Genomic DNA, 20,015 nt, shown 5'->3' with positions numbered 1-20,015 from the left:
TCAGCCCCGGGCGCCGGCGTAGGTCGCGCCGATCAGCTCGTCCACCGTCCGGATGGTGGCGAAGCGGCCGGCCAGCGCGTACTCGGTGCGGGTGACGATCTCCTCGTTGCTCAGGGTGCGCGGGTCGGCGAGGATCTCCTCGACCGTGGCGGTCTCCGGCAGGTCCCGGTGCGGAATGGGGAAGGTCAGCGTGGCGTCGGTGACGAAGGTCATCCGGTAGCCGAGGTCGGCGCCGACCCGGGTGGTGGTCTCGACGCACTGCTCGGTGCGGATGCCGCAGACGGTGAGGTCGTGCACGCCTGCCACGGTGAGCAGTTGCTGGAGGTTGGTGGTGGTGAACGCGTTGTGCGCGGTCTTGACCAACGTCGGCTCACCCTCGACCGGGACCAGCCCGTCGATCAGCCGCACGTGCCCGAGGGCCGGGTCGAAGACCCCGCCCGTGCCGGGCTCCGAGTGCAGGACCCAGACCACCAGATCGCCGCGCTCGCGGGCGGCGGCGACCAGCCGGTCGACCTGCCGGACCAGGTCGGGGTTGGAGCCGTACGCCCAGATGGGGCGCTGACGGAAGGACTCCTGGGCGTCGATCACGACGAGTGCTGCTCTGCTCATGGCTCCGATCCTGACCGCAGGACCGCCCCGACGGCAGACACCATCATGCCCGGATGCGGAACGATCCGGCCACGCCCGAAGTCGTCAGGCGCTGGGGGTGCGGTGCTCGGCGGCGGCGTCCAGGGCGGCGGCCTCCTCCGGGGTCGGCGCGCTGCCGCCCAGGTGCGCCGGCAGCCACCAGGTGTCGTCCGGGCCGGCCGGCGCGTCCGGGTACTCCCGCTGCGCCCGGTCGACGAGCGCGCTGAGGCGGGTCGTCAACTCGGCGGCGAGCACGTTCGGGTCCGGGAAATCCACCGGGTCGATCGGCTCGCCGATCAGGATGCTGATCGGCGTGTGCCGGCGGGTGAGGGTGCGCGGGCGTCCCTTCGTCCAGAGGCGCTGGGTGCCCCACAGCGCGACCGGCAGCACCGGCACCTTCGCCGACCGGGCCATCCGGACGGTGCCGCTCTTGAGCTCCTTGACCGTGAACGACTGGCTGATCGTCGCCTCCGGGAAGACGCCGACGACCTCGCCGCGCTTGAGCGCGGCCACGGCGGCGCGGAACGAGGCGGCACCGGCCTGCCGGTCCACCGGGATGTGCCGCATCCCGCGCATCAGCGGGCCGGAGATCTTGTGTGCGAAGACCGACTCCTTGGCCATGAACCGGACGAGGCGACCCGACGCGTTCGCACCCAGCCCGGCGAAGATGAAGTCGAGGTAGCTGACGTGGTTGCTGGCCACCACCGCCCCGCCGGTGCGGGGTACGTGGTGGGCGCCCTCAATCGTGATCCTCAGGTCGAGGACCCGGAACATCGTCTTGGCGGCGGCGATAACGGGCGGGTACACGAGCTCCGGCATTGGCAGAATCTACCCTGCCCCACTGAGGGGCGCCTGGGTGGCGACCGGCCGGGACGGTGGTGTTCGTTCTGCCCTCGGCGGATCCCCTTGGCCGCGCGTCGGACCTGGTCGCAGGATGGCGGGATGACGGAACGAGCGGTGCTGCTCTGGATCCATGGCGGTGGCTGGCGCGGGCGGGCGAGCGAGGACGGCGCGGCTCTGGCCGTGCACGGGCTGCGGGTGGTGCAGGCCAGCTACCGGCTGGTGCACGAGGCGCACTGGCCGGCCCAGTTGGCCGACGTACGCGAGGAGGCCCGTCGCGCCCGCGACGACGGCCGGCCGCTGCTGGTGGGAGGCGACTCGGCCGGGGCCACGCTCGCCCTTCAGGCGGGTCTGCGCGGCATCGACCGTCCGGACGACGTGGCCGGGGTGCTGGCGTACTGGCCGGCCGTGGACCCGCTCGACCCCGAATGGATACGGCTGCGCGCCGGCAACGATCCGTGGGTCGACCTGCTCGGCCACCAGCCCGCCACCGGCGACCCGGCCACCGTCGACGCCACCGTCGGCACCCACGTCGGCAACCGGGTGCCGGTGCTGCTCGTGCACGGCACAGCCGATCGTTCGGTCCCGGTGAGCCAGACCGTCCGGTTCACCGGTGCGTTGCTCGCCGCCGGGCACCCGGTGCACAGCTGGGTGACACACGGTGGCCACGCGCTCGAACTGGACCGGCCGGACCTGCGGGCGGTGGCCGCCACCTTCCTGGACACCGTGCTGCCGCCCGGCTGACCGCACCGACCGCCCGGGCCGGCCCCGATGCGCGGGCCGGCCCGGGAGCGGTGGGTCAGTCGGAGAGCTCGTGGAGGTCGATTCGGCCCCGGGCGAACGCGTCCACCCGCCCCCAGCGGCCCGGGATGTCCAGCACCTCGATGCGGCCCATTCCCCTCGGCAGCCGTGGATCGACCGCCAGGTGACCCTCGTGTGGCTCCAGACCGAGCATGGTGCGCAGCAGCAGCAGCGGCGTACCGGTCGACCACGCCTGCGGGCTGCACGCCGTCGGGTACTCCACCGGGAACTTCGTCAGCTCCCGCGGGTAGCCGCCGAACGCCTCCGGCAACCGCCCGTCGAAGTAGGTCGCCGCGTCCAGGATGCCGCTGGCGATCGTGGCAGCCTCCTCGGCGAAGCCGTACCGACGCAGACCCCAGGCGATGAAGGAGTTGTCGAACGGCCAGATCGTGCCGTTGTGGTAGCCGATCGGGTTGTACCGTGCCTCCCCCTCGGCCAGCGTCCGCACCCCCCACCCGGTGAAGAGGCGCGGCCCCACCAGGTGCTGCGCGAGCTTCTCCGCCCGGTCGGGATCGACAATCCCGCTCCACAGCAGGTGGCCGATGTTCGAGCTGAGGACGTCGCACTGGCGGCCGTCCGGGTCCACGGCCAGCGCGTAGTACTCGCCGTCGGCCACCCAGAAGTCCCGGTTGAACCGCTCCTTCAGCGCCGCCGCCTCCCGCTCCAACTGGTCGGCGAACTCCGGGTCACCCCAGAACTCCCGCGCCAGCCGGGCCGCGCGGATCTTCGCGTCGTACGCGTACCCCTGCACCTCGCAGGTGGCCCGGGGGAACGGCGGCAGGGTGCCGTTGGAGTAGGAGATCGAGTCCCAGGAGTCCTTCCAGCACTGGTTCTCCAGGCCGGTGTCGGTGTTGCGCCGCTCGTACCAGATGTAGCCGTTGCCGACCAGGTCGGCGTAGCCGTCGATCCATCTCAGCGCCGCCCGGGACTCCTGCTCCAACTCCTTGACCAGCGCGACGTCCCCGGTCCACCGCTCGTACTCGTCGAGCAGCACGACGAACAGCGGCGTCGCGTCCACGGAGCCGTAGTACGGCGAGTGTGGCTGCTCCTCGAAGGCGGCGGTCTCGCCGTAGCGCATCTCGTGCAGGATCCTCCCGGGGTCCTCGTCGCGGAAGTCGTCGAACCGGCTGCCCTGGAGAGCGGCCAGGATCCGCAGGGTCGTCTTCGACAGTTGCGGGGTGAACGGCAGCGTCTGCAGGCAGGTGAGAATGCTGTCCCGGCCGAACATGGTCATGAACCAAGGCAGGCCGGCGGCCGGCAGGGTGGCGCCGCCGAGCGACAACGGCGAGAAGCGCAGCGCCGCCAGGTCGATCAGGCTGCGCTGGTACGTGCTGGAGATCCGGCCGTGCTCACTGTTGACCTTGGGCGCGCCCGCGATCCACTGCTCCAGGTCGTGCTGGAGGGCGAGCCGCTCGCCGCCGTGCACCCGCAGCCCGATCCGCAGGTCCCGGTCGCCGGGCCCGACCGCGTGTGTCTGGACGTCGATCGCGGTGTTCCACTGCTCGCTCGGTTCCAGGTGGACGGTGTACGCGAACCCCTTGCTGTCGTAGCGGGCCGGCACGGACGAGGAGATGATTGTTTCCCGCCGGAAGTTGCCCCGGCGGTAGCCCAACCGCATCCGGTCCGCCTCGACCTCGGTGTAGATCTCGCCCTTCTTGTTCAGGATCTCGTCCTTGACCTGGAAGAGGTCGGCGAAGTCCGACGCCGCCTCCATCCGGATCTCCAGGTCCACCGGCTTCTCGTCGTGGTTGAGGATGGTGATCTGCTCCCGGAAGCTGCCGCCGACCGCCCGCTCCCGGATGATCGACAACTTCGCGTCGATGTAGTGCGTGGCCATCCCCGGCACCAGGAAGAACCGCGATTCGAAGTACTGGAGGTCGTCGAAGGAGAGCGAGTTGAGCCGCTCGCCGTTCACGGTCAGCACCCAGGTGGACAGGAACCGGGTGTCGATGGAGAACAGCCCCGTCGGCTCGCTCGGTGTCGCCTCGATGTCGCCGGTGTCCTCGCAGACGACGAAGGTGTTGCCGTCCAGGATCCGGATCGTGTTGCTCTGTCCCATCAGTGCACCTCCCCGGCGAATCGGTGGCGCGGCCCGACCGAGTCCGGGGAACCCGGGAAGATCCGCTCCACCTGCACCACCAGGCGGGCGTCACCCACCACCGTCATGTCCCCCCGCAACAGGGCGGCCAGGCCGTGCTCGCGGCCCGTGGCGATGTCGTCGAAGAGGGCCGGGCTGGTCCCGATGACCGTGTCGGCCTCCCGGTCCTCCTGACTCACGTTCAGCCTGCCGTGGTCGATACTCAGCAGCCAGTGCCGGGTCTGCGCCCCCTCGTGCAGGTCGATGCGCAGTGTCCCGGAGGTCTTCGCCAGCCGGGGCTCGTACCCCCGCCGGTCAAGCTCCTCGAAGAACCTCGTGGTCGCGTCCACCATCGGGTCCACTCCTCCCCCAGTTGCGCCCGCCCGGGATCCCCGCCGCGCTCGCGTGGCGCGCAGGACCGGCGTTGCACGTCCCCGCACGGGTCCCCGCCGGTTCTCCGGTCAACCTCGCCCGGATCGGGTGAGCCGCCGGGAGGTGTCGGACCGGCGGGGTAGCGTGCCGGGCAGAACGGTGGAAGCGCTGGGACGTCCGTGACGGAGGGGCTCATGACGGGGCAGGCGCCGCGGGTCGACCGGCGGCAGGTCCTCGCGTACCGAATCGCGGCCCAGCAGCTCGACCGCTCCGGCGGCAGGCGTCCCGGCGACCTGGCGGTGCTGTCCCTGGGCGTTCAGGACACGCCGTACGGCTCGGCCCGGCAGGCGCTGGCGGCGCGCGGCGCGACCGAGCCGGACGACCGGCTGGAGCTGGTGTGGTCGATGCGCGGGGCACCGCACCTGCACCGGCGTGCCGAGCTGCCGGCCCTGGCTGCGGCGCTCTGGCCGCTCAGCGACGCCGACGCCACCCGCCGGATCCCCGGGCAGATCGGTGCGGGGGCCAAGCTCGGGCTGGCTGCGTTCCGGGCCACCGCCGAGGCTTTCCAGGCGGTGGTCACCACCGAGCTGGAGCGCGGCGTGGTCAGCCGGGGGGTCTCCGAGCGGGTGCCCGCCGAGCTGACCTACGACTGCCGGGCGTGCCAGGCGCGGCACATCTCGGGGTCGGTGTTTCAGCAGGCCGGGCTCGCCGGCGGGGTGCGCCTGGTGGTCGCCGGCCGGGCCGCCCGGCTCGCCCCGCTGCCCGACTGGTCCGGCCCACCCGCCGCCGCGGCGCACACCGCCGAGCTGGTCACGACCTACCTGCGACTGCTCGGCCCGGCCGCCCCGGCCGACGCGGCCGGCTTCCTCGGCACCGCCGCCGCGGAGCTGCGCCGGGTCTGGCCGGCCGGCCTGGTTGAGGTGCTGGTCGACGGCCGGGCCGTGTGGCTGCCGGCCGAGGCGCTCGACGCGTTGACCGGGGCCCCGGCGCCCCGCCTGGTGCGGCTGCTGCCACCGGGAGACCCCTTCCTCGCCGGCCGCGACCGTGACCTGCTGGTGCCCGCGAAGGAGCACCAGCGGCAGCTGTGGCGGGCGATCGGCAATCCGGGTGCGCTGCTGTTGGATGGCGAGATCGCCGGCACCTGGCGGGCGCGGCAGGCTGGAAAGGGGCGGCTGGAGCTGACCGTCAGCCCGTTCTCGGCGCTGCCCGCCCGGGTCCGGCGGGAGGTCGACGCCGAGGCGGCCACGGTCGCCGCCGCTCGCGCCGCCGCCGATGTGCAGGTCCGGGTCGAGCCCACCTGACCGGGTGGCGTGCGCCGGCCAGCGCAACGCCGGCCCTCCCCGGAGGGAGAGCCGGCGCGCGCCCGCGGCGGACGGGTCAGTTGTTCGGATCGTCGGCGCTGATGTCCGCCAGCACCGACTGCGGTTCGCGCTCGACCGCGAGGTCGCCCATCGAGACGAGGCCGACCAGGCGCCCGTCGTCGATCACCGGCAACCGGCGTACGGCGTAGGTGCGCATCAGATCCGCGGCGGCAACGGCGTCGTCGTACTGGCTCACCGTGACCACATCGCGGGTGGTGATCTGGTTCAGCCGGGTCGAGCCCGGGTCCATGTTCTCCGCGACACCCCGGACCGTGATGTCCCGGTCCGTGACGATCCCGACCACGCTGTCGCCGTCGGTCACCACCACGTCACCGATCGCGCTGTCCCGCATCTCCTGCGCGGCCGCGATGAGTGTGTCGTTGCCGTCCATCGTCACCAACCGGGTCGTCATGAACTCTCCGACCGTTGTCATGGTGCTCCCCTCTCGGTGTCGGCACGGCCCGTCTACCCGCCGTCCGGGGCGGGGTAACGCGTGCTACCCGCCGGGCAACGGTCCCGACGCGGCCGGCGCGGCGCGACCCAGCTCAGCGCGCTTGATCGAACTCGACTTCCTGGAGGTCGGGCTATCCGGGTGGCCGGGACAGCCCGACTTCCGGGAAGTTGAGTCGATCCCTACGCGCGGCACGGCGGGCCCCACACGGTCCCGGTAGGTGGACGCGGCCCGGTGCGCCCTTCTCGGGGGCGGTCGCTGTTGTGAGCGATATACCTGTGAGGCATAAATATGCCTCTGAGGTATACCGCTCGCTGACCACCTCGCCTCCGCGGTGGTCGACTCGATGTCAGCGATGTCGTAGTGTCCCGGGCCTCCGGATGGCCCGGTATCGGCGATACCGAGATGATCCGGCGAGGCAGCAGCCCGGCGGGGCGGGGCGGCGCGGGGCGGGGCGGCGCGGGGCGAGGCGAGGCGAGGCGGCGGCCAGTTGCGCGCCCTACCGGCGCGACCCCGACGGCGGGGCGGCGGGGCCGCGCTTCGCTGCCTACGGTGGGCGGGTGATGACGGGCGAGCATGAGCTGCGCGCACTGGTCGCCGGCAGCGGATGGCTGACCCGCGCACTGGTCGTGGTGCGTGACTCCGGCCTGCCGGACGCCTGGATCGGCGCGGGCGCCCTGCGCGACCTCGCCTGGGGTGAGCGGTACGGCGACGGGTTCGACCCGGCGACGGTCCGGGACGTGGACGTGGTGTTCTTCGACCCGATCGAGCTGAGCCGGGAGGCCGACGACCGGGCGACTGCCCGTCTGACGGCGGCCTGGCCCGAGCCGCCCTGGCAGGCCCGCAACCAGGCGGCGGTGCACACCTGGTACGCGGCGAAGTTCGGCGGCGCCCCGATCGCTCCGTATCGCAGCGTGGCCGAGGCGGTCGCCACCTGGCCGGAGTACGCCACCGCCGTGGCGGTCCGGCTGGACCGGGCCGACAGGTTGGTCGTCTGCGCCCCGTACGGCCTGACCGATCTTCTGGGCGGGGTGTGGCGGCACAATCCCGCCCGGGTGGACATCGCGCGGTCCCGCCAGCGGCTGGCCCGGCACCGGCCGGCGCAGCGCTGGCCCGGCGTGACCGTGATCGACCCGGGCTGACCGGGGAGTGGACGGCCCGTCAGCCGCGGGGCGGCATGCCGTAGATGCGCTCGACGTGCAGGCGCAGCACCAGCCGCCCCTCGGCGACCATGGCCTGGCGGTAGTCGTCCCAGTCCGGGTGTTCGCCGCGTAGCGACCGGTAGAGCCCCACCAGTTCCTCGACGGTGGCGTCGCCCGGTTCGGTGGCCGGCGGGGTCAGCTCGGCGCGGCCCTCGACCACCGCGTACGCCCAGCCGTCCTCGCTGCCCACGTGGAAGCTGGCTCGCGGGTCGCGGCGCAGGTTGGCGGTCTTGGCCCGACCGTCGGTGACGGAAACCCGGATCAGCCCCGCCTCGCGGTCGAAGGAGTAGATCACAGTGGACAGCTGGGGCCGCCCGTCCCGCTTGATCGTCGCGAGCACGCCCATCGAGCGGCCGCCGATCAGGTCGGTCAACGCCTGCTGGGTCCGGTCATCCGGCACGGCATCCTCCAGGTGGCAGAGTCGGCTTCGTCCATCCAAGCACGACCGGAGGGCTGCCGTGCCCGCCGAGCCACGGCCCACGCACACCGAGGCCCCCGCCGGAAGCCGGCGGGGGCATGACGTAACGGCGACGGTCAGCGACGCTCGGCGGCGACCAACTCGGCGATCTGCACGGCGTTGAGCGCGGCGCCCTTGCGGAGGTTGTCGTTGGAGCAGAACAGCGCGAGGCCGTACTCGACGGTCTCGTCGGCGCGGATCCGGCCCACGTAGGTTGGGTCCTGCCCGGCCGCCTGCAACGGCGTCGGCACGGCGGTCAACGCGACCCCGGGCGCGCTTTCGAGCAGTTCGTGGGTCCGCTGCGGGGTGAGCGGCCGGGCGAACCGGGCGTTGATCTGGAGCGAGTGGCCCGTGAAGACCGGCACCCGGACGCACGTGCCGGAGACCTTCAGGTCGGGGATCTCCAGGATCTTGCGGCTCTCGTTGCGGAGCTTCTGCTCCTCGTCGGTCTCGAACGAGCCGTCGTCGACGATCGAGCCGGCCAGCGGGAGCACGTTGAAGGCGATCGGCTCGGCGAACGAGCGCGGCGCGGGGAACTCCACGGCCGACCCGTCGAAGGCGAGCCCCGAGGCGTGCTCGGCGACCTTGCGGACCTGCTCGTCCAGCTCGGCGACGCCGGCCAGCCCCGCGCCGGAGACCGCCTGGTAGGTCGAGACCACCAGACCGACCAGACCGGCCTCGGCGTGCAGCGGACGCAGCACCGGCATCGCGGCCATCGTGGTGCAGTTGGGGTTGGCGATGATGCCCTTCGGCCGATCGGCGGCGGCGTGCGGGTTGACCTCGGCGACCACCAGCGGCACCAGGGGGTCCATCCGGAACGCCGAGGAGTTGTCGATCACCACGGCGCCGGCCTCGGCGACCCGGGGGGCCAGCTCGAGCGAGGTGCCCTTACCGGCCGAGAAGAGCACGACGTCCAGCCCGGAGTAGTCCGCGGTCGCGGCGTCCTCGACGGTCACCTCGCCGTCTCGCCACGGCAGCGTACGCCCGGCGGACCGCGCCGAGGCGAACAACCGCACCTGCTCCGCCGGGAACTCCCGCTCCGCCAGCACCCGCCGCATCACGCCACCGACCTGGCCGGTGGCCCCCACAATGCCGATCCTCATGCCCGCGAGGCTACCCAGCTCGCCCCCACAACCGGGAGCCCTTTCCCACCCCCCGGGTCCCGCATCACACCCACCCGCACCCTCACTCCCACCTGCGGTCAGAGGTGGGTGATCATCTCGCCCAGGGCGGCGGCGGTGAGATCGTCCCGGATGAGGGCGGCGTCGCCCTCGATGACCAGGGTCAACGCGTCCGGGTGCAGGTGGGTCGCGGCAGCCGCGGAGACCTGGTCCACGTCGGCGGCGAGCAACTTCTCGCGCAGCCGGGCGTGGTAGTCGTCCGGCAGGTCGTGCACCACCAGCGTGGTCAGCGCGGAGGCGATCGCCCGGGGGCTCTGCAACTCGACCGAGAGCTGCCCGGCCCGCCAGGAGCGGGCCACCGCCAGCTCGTCCTCGGTCACCCCACCGACCTGGGTACGGGTGATCTCCCCCACCGCCTCGACCAGGGCCGGCGCGGTCACCGCAGTCTGCACCCCGGAGCTGACCGCGAACCGGCCGAACCGGCGGGACGAGGCGAAGTCACCCCGAATGCCGTACGTGTAGCCGTGCACCTCGCGGATCAGGTGGTTGAGCCGGGAGGTGAACGCCCCGCCGAGGACCGTGCCGGCGAGCGTCATCGGCACATGGTCGGGATGCGCCCGGTGCGGCGCCGGGTGGCCCAGCCGCAGCGTGGACTGCACCGAGCCCGGACGGTCCACCAGGATGATCCGCCGCCCGGTGCGCACCGGCACCTCGATCGGGCCGCCCCGGTCGGCCGGGCCCCCGCCGGTGCCGGCGAACACCGCGGCGGCCAGCGCGTCCAGGTCGATCCGGTCCAGGTCACCGGCGACGACCAGGGTGCCCGGCCGCAGGAACCACTCGGAGTGGAAGACGGTCACGTCCTCGACGTCCAGCCCGGCCACCGACTCCGGGTCGCCGTACATCGGGCGCCCCCACCGGTTCTGCGCGCCGAACAGGTCGGCGCGCAACGCGGCGTCGGCGCGCGGGCCCGGGTTCGCCCAGTCCATCCGCAGCGCGTTGGCCTCGTCGTCGCGGACCCGCCGGACGTCGGCCGGGTCGAGTCGGGGCGTCCGCACGGCCTCGGCGAGCAGCTGCACCGCGGCGGTCAACCGGTCGACCGGCACCTGGACGCTGACCTGGAACGAGTCCCAGTCCAGCCCGGTCACCAGCTCGGTGCCGAGCGCCTCGATGGCCAGCGCGTACGCGGTCGCGTCCCGCTGTGCGGTGCCCTCCTCCAATGCCTTGGCCAGCACCCCGCCCAGCCCCTCCTTGCCGGTCGGCTCCCGACCGGCGCCGGCGTCGAGCAGCAGCAGCGCCACGGCGAGGTTCTGCCCGGGCAGGTGCGCGGCGACCACCTGACCACCGGCCACGGCGCGGCGAACCACCGGCGGGAACCGGTACGGGCGGGCGGCGCCCGGGCCGGGACGGTCGACGATCAGCGTCATGCGGTCTCCTCGGGCAGGTAGGTCAGGGTCGCCCGGTCGGCCGCGCCGAGCACGTCGACGGCCGCCTCGGCGATCTGCTCGGCGGTCACCGCGAGCCAGGCGGGCAGCCGGTCGGCGGCCCGGGCCGGGTCACCGAACTGGGTGGCGTACCGGCCGAGCGTGTCCGCGCGGCCGTCCACTGTCGACATCTGACGCCACCACGCGGTGCTCAGCAACGCCTTGGCGCGGTCCAGCTCGGCCGCGGTCACCGGCACGGTGGCCAGCTCGTCGACGACCGCGGTCAGCCCCTCGGCCAGCCGCTCGGCGCTGACTCCGGGGCGGGCGGTGGCGGTGGCGATAAGCGGCGCCGGGGCGTGCGCCAGGTCCACCCCGTACGCGCCGACCAGGTCCGGCTGGGCGATCCGCTCACCGTCGGCGAGACGCTGGTAGAGCCGGCTGCCACGACCACTGCCGAGCACGGTGGCGAGCACGGTGAGCACGTCGTACCCCGGGCTGCCGAACGGGTAGCCGCGGTGCGCGACGTACACGCGGGGGGCCGGCACGTCGGCGGTCACCTTCTCCACGGCCGGCCGCCCGGTCGCCGGGACGGTCCGACCGTCCGGGGCCTGCGGGATGTCGTCGCGCGCGGGCAGCGCGCCGAAGTACTTGTCAGCCAGCGCGAACACCTCGGTGGCCTCGGCGTCGCCGACCACGGTGAGCACGGCGTTGTTCGGCGCGTAGTACGTCTGGTGGAACGCCTGGAAGGTGGCGAGGTCGGCGGCGTTGAGGTCGGCCATCGAGCCGATCGTCGCGTGATGGTACGGGTGACCCGGCGGGTAGAGCAGCGGCAGCAGCCGCAGCCAGGCGTCGCCGTACGGGACGTTCTCGTAGCGCTGCCGGCGCTCGTTCTTCACCACGTCACGCTGGTTGTCCAGGGTCTCCTGGGTGAGCGCGGGGACCAGGCCGCCCATCCGGTCGGCCTCCAGCCAGAGCGCCAGCTCCAGGTGCTCGGCCGGGACCGTCTCGAAGTAGTTGGTCCGGTCCGGGTTGGTGGTGGCGTTGAGCGAACCACCGGAGCCCTGGATCAGCTTCATGTGCTCGGTCTTCGCCACGTTCACCGAGCCCTCGAACATCAGGTGCTCGAAGAGGTGGGCGAAGCCGGTCTGCCCAGCCGGCTCGTGCCGGGAGCCGACGTCGTACCAGAGGTTGACGGCCACCGCCGGGGCGGTGCGGTCCTCGCTCACCACCACGCGCAGGCCGTTGTCCAGTCGGGACGTCTCAATGGGCCAGGGGTAACCGCTGTCGGGCATGGCACGACGCTATCCGATCTCGCGGGCGGAAAGGTGACGTGCGGTCGGTCGGCGAGCGGGCCGGGGTTGCGGCCGGCCCGCTGGCCTGGCTGCGGGAGCAGACCTACCGGGGCTCACGCCGGGGGCGCGGAGCGAGCGTTCAGTCCGGCGGCTCGGACGCGACCACCGTCTGATCCGAGGTGCGGCGCTCCAGCACGGTGTCGGGCGCAGCGTTCTGGTCCTCCTCGCGGATGTCCGACTCGGTGAGGATGGCGTCGGCCTGCGCCTCCGGGTCGTCGCTGCCGACCGCCGCCTCCTCGGGCAGGAGGTGCGCGCGGGACTCCACCCGGTCCTGGTCGCTCTGCTCGTCAGTCATGGCACCCCTGTTACCCCGACCCCGGCCCCGGCACGCGGTGTTCCGCCGCTTGGTTGTGCGGGTCCCGCTCTCCGTCGGGTACGCTGACGTCGTGACGCTTTCGTATCGATGGTTTAGGCAGCCGGCTCGCACGCCGGTGACTTCACCATGATCTGACGTCACCACGTACCGAGCCGGCTGGGCAGGAGCTGTCGCTCCTGCCCTTTTGCGTACGAGCAGCCGGCTCGTCCCGGGCACCGGCCCCGGGCACGGTCGGCGGAAGGATGCCCACCGTGACGACCCCGGAGACCGATCGGGTCAGCGATCAGCGGATCGACCGTGTCGTGCCGCTGACCACGCCCGCGCTGCTGCACCACGAGCTGCCCCTGGACGCCCCGCTCGCCTCGGCCGTGCTGACCGGCCGACGCGCGGTGGGTCGGGTCCTGGACCGCGAGGACGACCGCCTGCTGGTGGTGGTCGGCCCGTGCTCGGTGCACGACCCGGCTGCGGCCCTCGACTACGCGCAGCGGCTGCGGACCGCCGCCGACCGGCTCGCCGACGACCTGCTGATCGTCATGCGGGTCTACTTCGAAAAGCCGCGTTCCACGGTGGGCTGGAAGGGGCTGATCAACGACCCGGGGCTGGACGGCAGCGGGGACGTCAACACCGGCCTGCGGCGGGCCCGGGCGCTGCTGCTCGACGTACTGCGCCTCGGGCTGCCGGTGGGCTGCGAGTTCCTCGACCCGATCACGCCGCAGTACATCGCCGACACGGTGGCCTGGGGCGCGATCGGTGCCCGCACGGTGGAGAGCCAGGTGCACCGGCAGCTCGCCTCCGGCCTGTCCATGCCGATCGGCATGAAGAACCGCCCGGACGGCAGCATCGGCACCGCCGTGGACGCGATCCGCGCGGCCGGCGTTCCGCACGTCTTCCCCGGCATCGACTTCTCCGGCACCCCGGCGATCATGCACACCCGGGGTAACACCGACGGGCACCTGGTGCTGCGTGGCGGGGGCGGCCGGCCCAACTACGACGCGGAGTCGGTGGCCGGTGCGCTGGACCTGCTCCGCGCGGCCGGGCTGCCGGAGCGTCTGGTGATCGACGCCAGCCACGCCAACAGCGGCAAGGACCACCGCAACCAGCCGCTGGTCGCCGCGGACGTGGCCGCCCAACTGGCCGACGGCCAGCGCGGGATCACCGGCGTGATGCTGGAGTCGTTCCTGCTGCCCGGCCGGCAGGACCTCGACCCCACCCGGGAGCTGGTGTACGGCCGCTCGGTCACCGACGCCTGCCTCGGCTGGGACGACACCGCCGAGGTGCTCGACCACCTGGCCACCGCCGTCCGGGCCCGCCGGGCCACCCTGCCGACCCCCGCCTGACCCACCAGGGGGCTGTGACGACGGACACGGCGGTGGACGGAACAGTTCCGGGGGTCGGCCCGTTGACTGAGGTGTCGGTGTGTCCAGTGTCCCCGGGCCTCACCCAAATAGCCTTCGCGGAATACCGTCCGGCTGGAGCCGCGTAGTGCCACTCGCCGAGAGGCGACCTGCACACCGACACCAGCGCCGCCCCCGGCCACCCGGCCGGGGGCGGCGCTGTCTGTACGCCCGCCGGGGCCAGCCACAAGCCCGCCGGGGGTCAGCCACTGCGGCGTGACGTTTGACCGATTCCGGCCCGGGTAGCTGATCGGCGTGACCGACGACGCATCCGTGGCCGGCGAACCGGACACCGAGGCCCTCGACGACCTGCTCGACGACATGTACCGGGGTCAAGAGCGGGTCACCCAGGCGGACATCTACCGCCGGGCGGTGGCCGCCGACCTCCCGGCGGACCTGCTCGCCCGGATCGACTCGCTGCCCGAGGGCGAGTACGCGGTGGACGAGGTCAGCGACCTGCTGGGCGGCTCCGTCGGGTGAGCGCGCCCGCCGCATCGCATCCCGGGCCGAGCGCGCCCGGTTCGCCGACCACCTCAGAGGAGACACCCACATGACGCACCACGAGGACCACGACGAGAAGGTGCCGGCGCTCGGCGAACCGCCAAAGGGCAGGGACACCACGCCCGAGCCGGACTTCGCCAACGAACATGACCGGACCGCCGTGGACCGGGACATCATCACCGGGGCGGACGAGGACGAACGGGAGCCGGAGTCCCCGCACGGCTGGTCCGGCATGCAGCGCTGACGCGTACGCGAGCGGGGGCCGGCATCCGTCGGCCCCCGCTTCGTTCGTCCGCGAATCAATCGTCGTCGTGGCCGCCCTCGGCGGCCTGCTGTGCGCTCGCGTACGCCATCTGCAGGAAGTCGGACGCGGCGACCGCGGTGAGCGCGGTGGCCACCAGCCGGGTCAGCCGGGGCGCGAGGACCAGCCCGCCGGTCAGCCCGGTGGCCACCCAGACGGCCAGACAGAACGGGCAGCTCAGCAGCTCCCCGATGGCGTGCCGGGTGGAGCTGCCCGAGTCACGGACCTGTTCCATCACCTCGCCGCTGCCGATCGGGCGGTCGTAGCGGGTGAACGGTGCCCGCAGCGGGCTGGTCACCGCGTCCTTGGACAGTAGCCGGCTCAGCTTGTGCGTGGCGATGGAGAGCAGCACCACGTCGGCCGGGGCGGGCCGCTCGGGCACCGGCCGCCCGGTCACCCGGACCAGGCCGGCGATGGCACCGGTCACCCCCGCGTAGGTGCCCATCGCCACCAGGTAGCCGCCGAGCGGGCGGTGCTCGTGCGGCGCGTACGCCCGACGCAGCCGGGCCGCCTTCTGTCGCAGGCCAATGCCGGTCACCCGACCTCCTCACATGTCGTGGTGGTGCGGGAGCAGTCCTCCCGCGTGGCCGGTGACGTCTCAGCCGGCCTGGAGGTTGTCGGCGACCTCGCGTACCAGGTTGCTCAGCGCCTCGTCGGCCAACTGGTCCGGGGCCGCCCCACCCGAGCCGTCGGCCAGGTCGAGCTGGATCCGCGCCCCGCCGGCGTCCGCCGGCTCCACCTTGATCTCCGCGGACCAGTCGGTGTCGCCGCCGCCCCAGCGGGCCCGCAGTTCCTCGCTGCTGATCTCCGTCGCTGGGCTGCCGTCGCCGCGCAACGGCTCCGGCAGCCACGCCGAAGCCCGGGCCGGGTCGGTGGCCGTGTTGAAGACCACCTCGGGCGGCGCCGACATGCCCCGCACAGCACGCGCCGCCATCAGGCGTCCCGCAGGCGGCTCGGGTCCACCTCCCGGCCCGGGTGGCGGGCCAGGTACTCGGTCTCCAGCTCCGCCGTGCGCCGCAGGTGGTTGGCGAGCGCGGAGTCCGCCGCGTGCCGGAGGGTGTCCAGACGAGTGCGGTGCAGGCTGTGCATCTCGCGGATCAGATCCTCGTCGCTCAGCTCCGTCGGGTCGACGCCGAGCTCGTCGCCTTCGAGTTCCGCGCCAGCGCTCGCCGGGTCGGCGAGGTGGTCGCCGCCCCACTCCGGCACCCGCTGCTCGGGGCTCATGTCCCTGCTGCCACTGGACGGAAAGCCGTCCTCGCGTACCGATCCGGTCATCATCGCCCCCCTGGTCTCGTTTGGGCTGGCGTCTAGACGGATGCCCACACCGGGTGTCGCCAAACCATGCCCCGCCGTACGACAACTACGACACGGTGTCGGAGATCCGCCCGGTCCCCGGTACCCTCGACGCCATGAGGTGGCTCTGGACCCCGGCGTGGATCGCGCGTCACGTGGCCATGGTCGTGCTGGTCGTGGGCTTCCTCGGGCTGGGCTGGTGGCAGGTCAGCCGGGCCACCGCCGGCAACAGCATCAGTTGGGGGTACGCGGTCGAGTGGCCGGTCTTCGCCGGCTTCGTGGTCTACGTGTGGTGGCGTGAGGTGCGCCTGGCCCGCCGGAGGACGGCGGCCGCCGTTGAACCGCCCGCCGACCCCGCCGACGCACCGGTCGACGAGGCGGCGCCGACCGTGACCACCGGGTCCCGTCCGGCGGTACGCCGACCGGTGCGGGTCGCCCGGGTCCCCGCCGGAGGCGAGGCTCCCGACGACTCGGACCTGGCCGCCTACAACGACTACCTGTCATGGTTGAACGCCAATCCGGGCGCCCGGCCCGGTGACTATCCCGGCTGAGCCGGGGCTCGGAAGGACGGACGAAGGTGGGCGCAGCCCTTACCCGGTACCGCGTGATCGCCTGGATCGTGGGCGTGGCGCTGATCCTGCTGGTCGTGATCGGCATGCCGCTGAAGTACGTGTTCGACAACCCGGTCGTGGTGGAGACGGTGGGGCAGGCGCACGGCTTCTTGTACATGGTCTACCTGCTGGCCGCGTTCGACCTGAGCCGTCGGGTCGGGTGGCCGCTGAAGCGGATGCTGCTGGTGATGCTGGCCGGTACCGTGCCGTTCGTCTCGTTCTACGCCGAGCGCCGGGTCACCGGGTGGCTGGCTCGCCCCACGGAGCGTACGCCGGAGCCGGTCGCCAGCTGAGCGGCCGATCGTCGGCACCCCCGGCGCGGCCCGTGTCGGGGACGGCGCGGGTCAGCGGTTGGGTCGCCACGGGTCCGCGGAGGCGAGCGGATCCGCCCAGCCGCCGTACCGGTTCACTTCCCGGGCTCGCAGCAGCGCCCGGGTGACCTGGCCGAACTGCCGCTCGTCGTCGGCGCTGAACAGAAGCACCTCCGCGCCCCGGTGCCACCCCCACAGCTCGTGCGGGGGCGGCCGCCAGCGATCGCCGACCAGAGCCAGCGCCGCCGGCAGCAGGAACACCGCCCCGAGGATGAGGTACGCCTCCGCGGTCAGCCGTTGCAGGCCGCCGGTGAAGCCGAGCAGCAGCCCGACGCCACCGAGCATGGCGGCGGTGATCGCGACCGCCCGGACGGCGATCCGGTCGTGCGGACCCCGGGTAGTGCGCAGGTGGGTCAAATCGGCGATCCGGTAACTGGTCCGGCCGACGGTGAACCGGTCGACGGTCACGATGATGCCGGGCCGCGCGTACAGCAGGGTGGACCTGGCACCGGGCACCGTTCGCTGCGGTCGCGTCGTCGCGCCTTCACGATTCACGGTTCCTCCCGTGGGGCGGTTCGCCGGGCTGGCCCGCAGGTCACAGGCATCGCTGCCTGTCGACGGGATTCCCGGCTCCGGTGTTCATTGTGTTGCGGCACCACCAGCCCTCCGGCCCAATTACCGGCTTCCGACAGCTCGCCCGACCGGCGGACATCGTCGAGAAACAGCATCCATTTCAGGTTTTATCGGTTATGGAGCGCAGGTATCCGGCGGCATACGCCCGGAACGACGAAGACCATAAAGCCGTCATTTAGTGACAAGAAGGACGTGTTGACCGGCTCGCGGAGCGTCAGCAGCCCCGATGAAGTCACTGGGCGCAGGGGCACCAGCCCGCCACAATGCCAACATTCGCCCCGACTTCAACTGCGGACGACAGCCGCCCCGGGTTAGGTTGAGCGAGCCGGTCCGGCCCAGCGCCGTCCACCCGGATGGCCCCGGTCGGTGTCGCCGAGGGCGTCAGCAGCCCCGTCGGCGGCCGTGGGAGAGGGGCCTTCAGCTCTTGTCATCCCTGAAAAACCTGCTGCGCACCATGGCGCTCGCCGGCATGTCGGCCGCGTTGATCGCCCCGTCGGCGGCGGCACACGCCGAGCCGTCCCCCGCCGACCTGACCCGCCGGATCGAGACGTCCTCGGCCGAGTTGGAGCGGGTCGTCGAGTCGTACAACAAGCTCACCGAGGAGATCAAGACCAACAAGACCTCGGCGGCCCGATTACAGGCCCGCATCGGCCCACTGGAACAGCAGGCCGAGCAGAGCCGGGCGGACGTCGCCGAGCTGGCCAACACCGCCTACAAGAGCGGCGAGCTGCGCACCGCGGACGCGCTGCTGCGTTCCGGCGGCTCGGCCGCGCTGCTGGATCGGCTCGGAGCGCTCGATCAGCTCACCCGTCAGCGCCAGGAACGCATCTCCGGCTTCACCGCCAGCCAGGAACGGCTGCTCGACGAGAAGCGCCGCCTGGACGCCACGCTGACCCGGCAGGCCGCGCAGGCCCGCCATCTGGCGACGGCCAAAAAGCAGATCGAGAGAGACCTGACCAAGCTGTACGAGCTGCGCCGGCAGGCGTACGGGGCGCCCACCGAGCGACCCGCGCCCAAGCCGGCGGCCGAGGCCGCGAACGTTCCCGCTGTCGCCGGTGCGGCCGGCACCGCGGTGCGCTACGCCTACGGCGCGTTGGGCAAGCCGTACGTCTGGGCGGCCGACGGGCCGAACGGCTACGACTGCTCCGGGCTGACCTCCGCCGCCTGGCGGGCGGCCGGGAAGTCGCTGCCGCACAACACCCGGATGCAGTGGGGGGCGGTCGCCCACATCGGTCGGAGTGACCTGCGCCCGGGAGACCTGGTGTTCTACCGAGGGCTCGGGCACGTCGCCCTCTACGTGGGCGGCAACCAGGTGATCGACGCACCGAGCGCCGGCCGCAACGTGCTCAAGCGGGGCATGAACATGATGCCCATCCAGGGCTACGGCCGGGTCCGCTAGCCACGCCCGGATACGGCGAACGGCCGGCGTCCCCCTATCGGACGCCGGCCGTTCGCCGTTATTACTACCAGGTCAGGCTGCCTGCAGCCCCTCCGCGCGGGCCAGCTCACGGAGCCGGCCGAGGGCCTGGATCTCCAGCTGCCGGATCCGCTCGCGGGACAGCGAGAACCGGGACGCGACCTCGGTGAGCGAGTGCTCACGGCCGTCCTCCAGCCCGTAGCGGGCCCGCATAATGCCGGCCGACCGGTCGTCCAGGTGGTTGAGCAGCCCCTCGATGCGCTGCCGCTCCAGCCCGGAGAGGACGATGTCCTCCGGCGACGGGGCGTCCGTGTCGGCGACCAGGTCGCCGAGCTTGGTGTCGCCGTCGTCGCCGATGGGGGTGTCCAGCGAGACGGTGTCCTGCGACCAGCGGCGCAGCTCGTTCACCCGCTCGACGGTGACGCCGAGCGACGCCGCGATCTGCTCCGGCTCCGGGTCGCTGCCCAGCTCACGGGTGAGCTGGCGCGCCACGTTGCGCATCCGGTTAACGTCCTCCACCAGGTGCACCGGCAGTCGGACGGTGCGCTCCTGCTGGGCGATGGCCCGGCTGATCGCCTGGCGGATCCACCAGGTGGCGTAGGTGGAGAACTTGTAGCCACGCTCGTAGTCGAACTTCTCAACCGCCCGGACCAGACCCGTGTTGCCCTCCTGGATCAGATCCAGCATGGGCATGCCCGAGCGCACGTAACGGCGGGCGATCGACACGACCAGTCGCAGGTTGGCGCGAATGAAGAGGTCCTTCGCGTGCTCACCCTCGACGACCAGTCGCTCCAGGTCGGCCCGGTCGACGCCATCGGGGACGCGGTCCTCACCGAGCAGGTGCTCGGCGTAGAGGCCGGCCTCGATCGCCTTGGAGAGATCGACCTCCCGGGCGGCGTCCAGCAGTGGCGTCCGGGAGATCTCGTGCAGGTAGACGCCGACGAGGTCGCGCTCCTCGGCGACCTGATCGGTTCGCATGCCGATGTTCTTGTCCACGTTGCCCACGGTCCCCTCGCTCGCGCCGGTTGCCCGGTTCCTTGCCATCCCCACGTCCGTCAGCCCCGGTAACTTCCGCTGTGCCCACCGGTGCTGACACCTACACAACAGATGAGACGTGTCGGGGATTCCATGTACTGAGTCGAAAGTGTCACGAATG

General features: G+C 72.4%; 24 protein-coding genes. 9 read left to right on the top strand and 15 right to left on the bottom strand.

Annotation, left to right across the window (positions count from 1 at the left end):
- Both ABZU69_RS09640 and ABZU69_RS09635 read right to left on the bottom strand, forming a co-directional pair.
- On the bottom strand, positions 1 to 609 hold the full coding sequence (locus ABZU69_RS09640; RefSeq protein ID WP_354963938.1) for an isochorismatase family protein: 609 nt from the start codon (positions 607 to 609) through the stop codon (positions 1 to 3).
- A gap of 84 nt (positions 610 to 693) precedes the next feature.
- A complete protein-coding gene (locus ABZU69_RS09635; RefSeq protein WP_354963937.1) occupies positions 694 to 1,446 on the bottom strand; it encodes a lysophospholipid acyltransferase family protein in 753 nt (250 codons plus the stop codon).
- Positions 1,447 to 1,569: 123 nt separating this feature from the next.
- Between ABZU69_RS09635 and ABZU69_RS09630 the strand changes: the two genes are divergently transcribed.
- Entirely contained in the window at positions 1,570 to 2,211 is a 642-nt protein-coding gene (locus tag ABZU69_RS09630; RefSeq protein ID WP_354963936.1) for an alpha/beta hydrolase, read from the top strand.
- 55 nt (positions 2,212 to 2,266) lie between these two features.
- Here ABZU69_RS09630 and ABZU69_RS09625 read toward each other — a convergent pair whose 3' ends face one another.
- Together ABZU69_RS09625 and ABZU69_RS09620 are read right to left on the bottom strand one after the other, a co-directional pair.
- Positions 2,267 to 4,327 carry a glycogen debranching N-terminal domain-containing protein gene (locus tag ABZU69_RS09625; RefSeq protein WP_354963935.1) on the bottom strand — a complete coding sequence of 687 codons (2,061 nt, stop codon included), beginning with the start codon at positions 4,325 to 4,327 and terminating at the stop codon, positions 2,267 to 2,269.
- Entirely contained in the window at positions 4,327 to 4,698 is a 372-nt protein-coding gene (locus ABZU69_RS09620; RefSeq protein WP_354963934.1) for an SCP2 sterol-binding domain-containing protein, read from the bottom strand. The genes ABZU69_RS09625 and ABZU69_RS09620 overlap by 1 nt, the downstream gene beginning before the upstream one ends.
- A gap of 213 nt (positions 4,699 to 4,911) precedes the next feature.
- Here ABZU69_RS09620 and ABZU69_RS09615 point away from each other — a divergent pair, with 213 nt between their 5' ends.
- Positions 4,912 to 6,018, top strand: a complete 1,107-nt coding sequence (locus ABZU69_RS09615; RefSeq protein ID WP_354963933.1) for a crosslink repair DNA glycosylase YcaQ family protein — start codon at positions 4,912 to 4,914, stop codon at positions 6,016 to 6,018.
- Positions 6,019 to 6,094: 76 nt separating this feature from the next.
- Here the strand turns inward: ABZU69_RS09615 and ABZU69_RS09610 are convergent, their stop codons facing one another.
- Positions 6,095 to 6,511 carry a CBS domain-containing protein gene (locus ABZU69_RS09610; RefSeq protein WP_074313909.1) on the bottom strand — a complete coding sequence of 139 codons (417 nt, stop codon included), beginning with the start codon at positions 6,509 to 6,511 and terminating at the stop codon, positions 6,095 to 6,097.
- 581 nt (positions 6,512 to 7,092) lie between these two features.
- On the opposite strand from ABZU69_RS09610, the gene ABZU69_RS09605 reads away from it, so the two are divergent.
- Positions 7,093 to 7,671, top strand: coding sequence for a nucleotidyltransferase family protein (locus ABZU69_RS09605; protein ID WP_354963932.1), 579 nt, complete (start codon positions 7,093 to 7,095; stop codon positions 7,669 to 7,671).
- Between the two features lie 19 nt (positions 7,672 to 7,690).
- Here the strand turns inward: ABZU69_RS09605 and ABZU69_RS09600 are convergent, their stop codons facing one another.
- The 5 genes from ABZU69_RS09600 to ABZU69_RS09580 all read right to left on the bottom strand — a co-directional run bounded on the left by ABZU69_RS09600 (position 7,691) and on the right by ABZU69_RS09580 (position 12,377).
- Positions 7,691 to 8,131 carry a PPOX class F420-dependent oxidoreductase gene (locus ABZU69_RS09600; RefSeq protein WP_354963931.1) on the bottom strand — a complete coding sequence of 147 codons (441 nt, stop codon included), beginning with the start codon at positions 8,129 to 8,131 and terminating at the stop codon, positions 7,691 to 7,693.
- Between the two features lie 134 nt (positions 8,132 to 8,265).
- Entirely contained in the window at positions 8,266 to 9,291 is a 1,026-nt protein-coding gene (locus tag ABZU69_RS09595; RefSeq protein WP_354963930.1) for an aspartate-semialdehyde dehydrogenase, read from the bottom strand.
- A gap of 98 nt (positions 9,292 to 9,389) precedes the next feature.
- A complete protein-coding gene (locus ABZU69_RS09590) occupies positions 9,390 to 10,733 on the bottom strand; it encodes a pitrilysin family protein (RefSeq protein ID WP_354963929.1) in 1,344 nt (447 codons plus the stop codon).
- The gene (locus ABZU69_RS09585; RefSeq protein WP_354963928.1) at positions 10,730 to 12,022 is read right to left on the bottom strand and encodes a pitrilysin family protein; all 1,293 of its coding nucleotides are present in this window, start codon (positions 12,020 to 12,022) and stop codon (positions 10,730 to 10,732) included. Before ABZU69_RS09585 ends, ABZU69_RS09590 begins: the two co-directional genes overlap by 4 nt.
- A gap of 139 nt (positions 12,023 to 12,161) precedes the next feature.
- The gene (locus ABZU69_RS09580) at positions 12,162 to 12,377 is read right to left on the bottom strand and encodes a hypothetical protein (protein WP_354963927.1); all 216 of its coding nucleotides are present in this window, start codon (positions 12,375 to 12,377) and stop codon (positions 12,162 to 12,164) included.
- A 263-nt stretch (positions 12,378 to 12,640) separates the two neighbouring features.
- Here ABZU69_RS09580 and ABZU69_RS09575 point away from each other — a divergent pair, with 263 nt between their 5' ends.
- From ABZU69_RS09575 to ABZU69_RS09565, 3 genes are all read left to right on the top strand, one after another.
- Complete coding sequence (locus ABZU69_RS09575) at positions 12,641 to 13,735, top strand: 3-deoxy-7-phosphoheptulonate synthase (RefSeq protein ID WP_354963926.1); 1,095 nt, start codon at positions 12,641 to 12,643, stop codon at positions 13,733 to 13,735.
- A gap of 312 nt (positions 13,736 to 14,047) precedes the next feature.
- Positions 14,048 to 14,272 (top strand): hypothetical protein, encoded by a 225-nt coding sequence (locus tag ABZU69_RS09570; protein WP_354963925.1) that lies wholly within the window; start codon positions 14,048 to 14,050, stop codon positions 14,270 to 14,272.
- Between the two features lie 70 nt (positions 14,273 to 14,342).
- The gene (locus tag ABZU69_RS09565) at positions 14,343 to 14,537 is read left to right on the top strand and encodes a hypothetical protein (RefSeq protein WP_354963924.1); all 195 of its coding nucleotides are present in this window, start codon (positions 14,343 to 14,345) and stop codon (positions 14,535 to 14,537) included.
- A gap of 55 nt (positions 14,538 to 14,592) precedes the next feature.
- On the opposite strand, the gene ABZU69_RS09560 is transcribed toward ABZU69_RS09565, so the two are convergent.
- From ABZU69_RS09560 to ABZU69_RS09550, 3 genes are read right to left on the bottom strand one after another with little or no spacing between them, the layout of a single operon-like run.
- Complete coding sequence (locus ABZU69_RS09560; RefSeq protein WP_354963923.1) at positions 14,593 to 15,132, bottom strand: DUF1360 domain-containing protein; 540 nt, start codon at positions 15,130 to 15,132, stop codon at positions 14,593 to 14,595.
- A gap of 60 nt (positions 15,133 to 15,192) precedes the next feature.
- Positions 15,193 to 15,528 carry a hypothetical protein gene (locus ABZU69_RS09555; RefSeq protein WP_354963922.1) on the bottom strand — a complete coding sequence of 112 codons (336 nt, stop codon included), beginning with the start codon at positions 15,526 to 15,528 and terminating at the stop codon, positions 15,193 to 15,195.
- Positions 15,528 to 15,872: a DUF6158 family protein gene (locus ABZU69_RS09550; RefSeq protein ID WP_354963921.1), complete on the bottom strand. Its 345-nt coding sequence runs from the start codon at positions 15,870 to 15,872 to the stop codon at positions 15,528 to 15,530. Before ABZU69_RS09550 ends, ABZU69_RS09555 begins: the two co-directional genes overlap by 1 nt.
- Before the next feature lie 131 nt (positions 15,873 to 16,003).
- Here ABZU69_RS09550 and ABZU69_RS09545 point away from each other — a divergent pair, with 131 nt between their 5' ends.
- Both ABZU69_RS09545 and ABZU69_RS09540 read left to right on the top strand, forming a co-directional pair.
- Complete coding sequence (locus ABZU69_RS09545) at positions 16,004 to 16,438, top strand: hypothetical protein (RefSeq protein WP_354963920.1); 435 nt, start codon at positions 16,004 to 16,006, stop codon at positions 16,436 to 16,438.
- Positions 16,439 to 16,464: 26 nt separating this feature from the next.
- On the top strand, positions 16,465 to 16,791 hold the full coding sequence (locus ABZU69_RS09540) for a DUF3817 domain-containing protein (RefSeq protein ID WP_354963919.1): 327 nt from the start codon (positions 16,465 to 16,467) through the stop codon (positions 16,789 to 16,791).
- Between the two features lie 51 nt (positions 16,792 to 16,842).
- On the opposite strand, the gene ABZU69_RS09535 is transcribed toward ABZU69_RS09540, so the two are convergent.
- On the bottom strand, positions 16,843 to 17,364 hold the full coding sequence (locus ABZU69_RS09535) for a DUF6232 family protein (protein ID WP_354963918.1): 522 nt from the start codon (positions 17,362 to 17,364) through the stop codon (positions 16,843 to 16,845).
- A gap of 502 nt (positions 17,365 to 17,866) precedes the next feature.
- On the opposite strand from ABZU69_RS09535, the gene ABZU69_RS09530 reads away from it, so the two are divergent.
- Positions 17,867 to 18,841 carry an NlpC/P60 family protein gene (locus ABZU69_RS09530; RefSeq protein WP_354963917.1) on the top strand — a complete coding sequence of 325 codons (975 nt, stop codon included), beginning with the start codon at positions 17,867 to 17,869 and terminating at the stop codon, positions 18,839 to 18,841.
- 72 nt (positions 18,842 to 18,913) lie between these two features.
- Here the strand turns inward: ABZU69_RS09530 and ABZU69_RS09525 are convergent, their stop codons facing one another.
- Positions 18,914 to 19,903, bottom strand: coding sequence for a sigma-70 family RNA polymerase sigma factor (locus ABZU69_RS09525; RefSeq protein ID WP_354963916.1), 990 nt, complete (start codon positions 19,901 to 19,903; stop codon positions 18,914 to 18,916).
- Positions 19,904 to 20,015: the final 112 nt, after the last annotated feature.

The sequence above is a fragment of the Micromonospora sp. NPDC005206 genome, from assembly GCF_040608175.1.
Taxonomy (GTDB): domain Bacteria; phylum Actinomycetota; class Actinomycetes; order Mycobacteriales; family Micromonosporaceae; genus Micromonospora.
The sequence above is the reverse complement of the archived record's forward strand: the minus strand, read 5'-3'. Positions and strand labels throughout refer to the sequence as shown.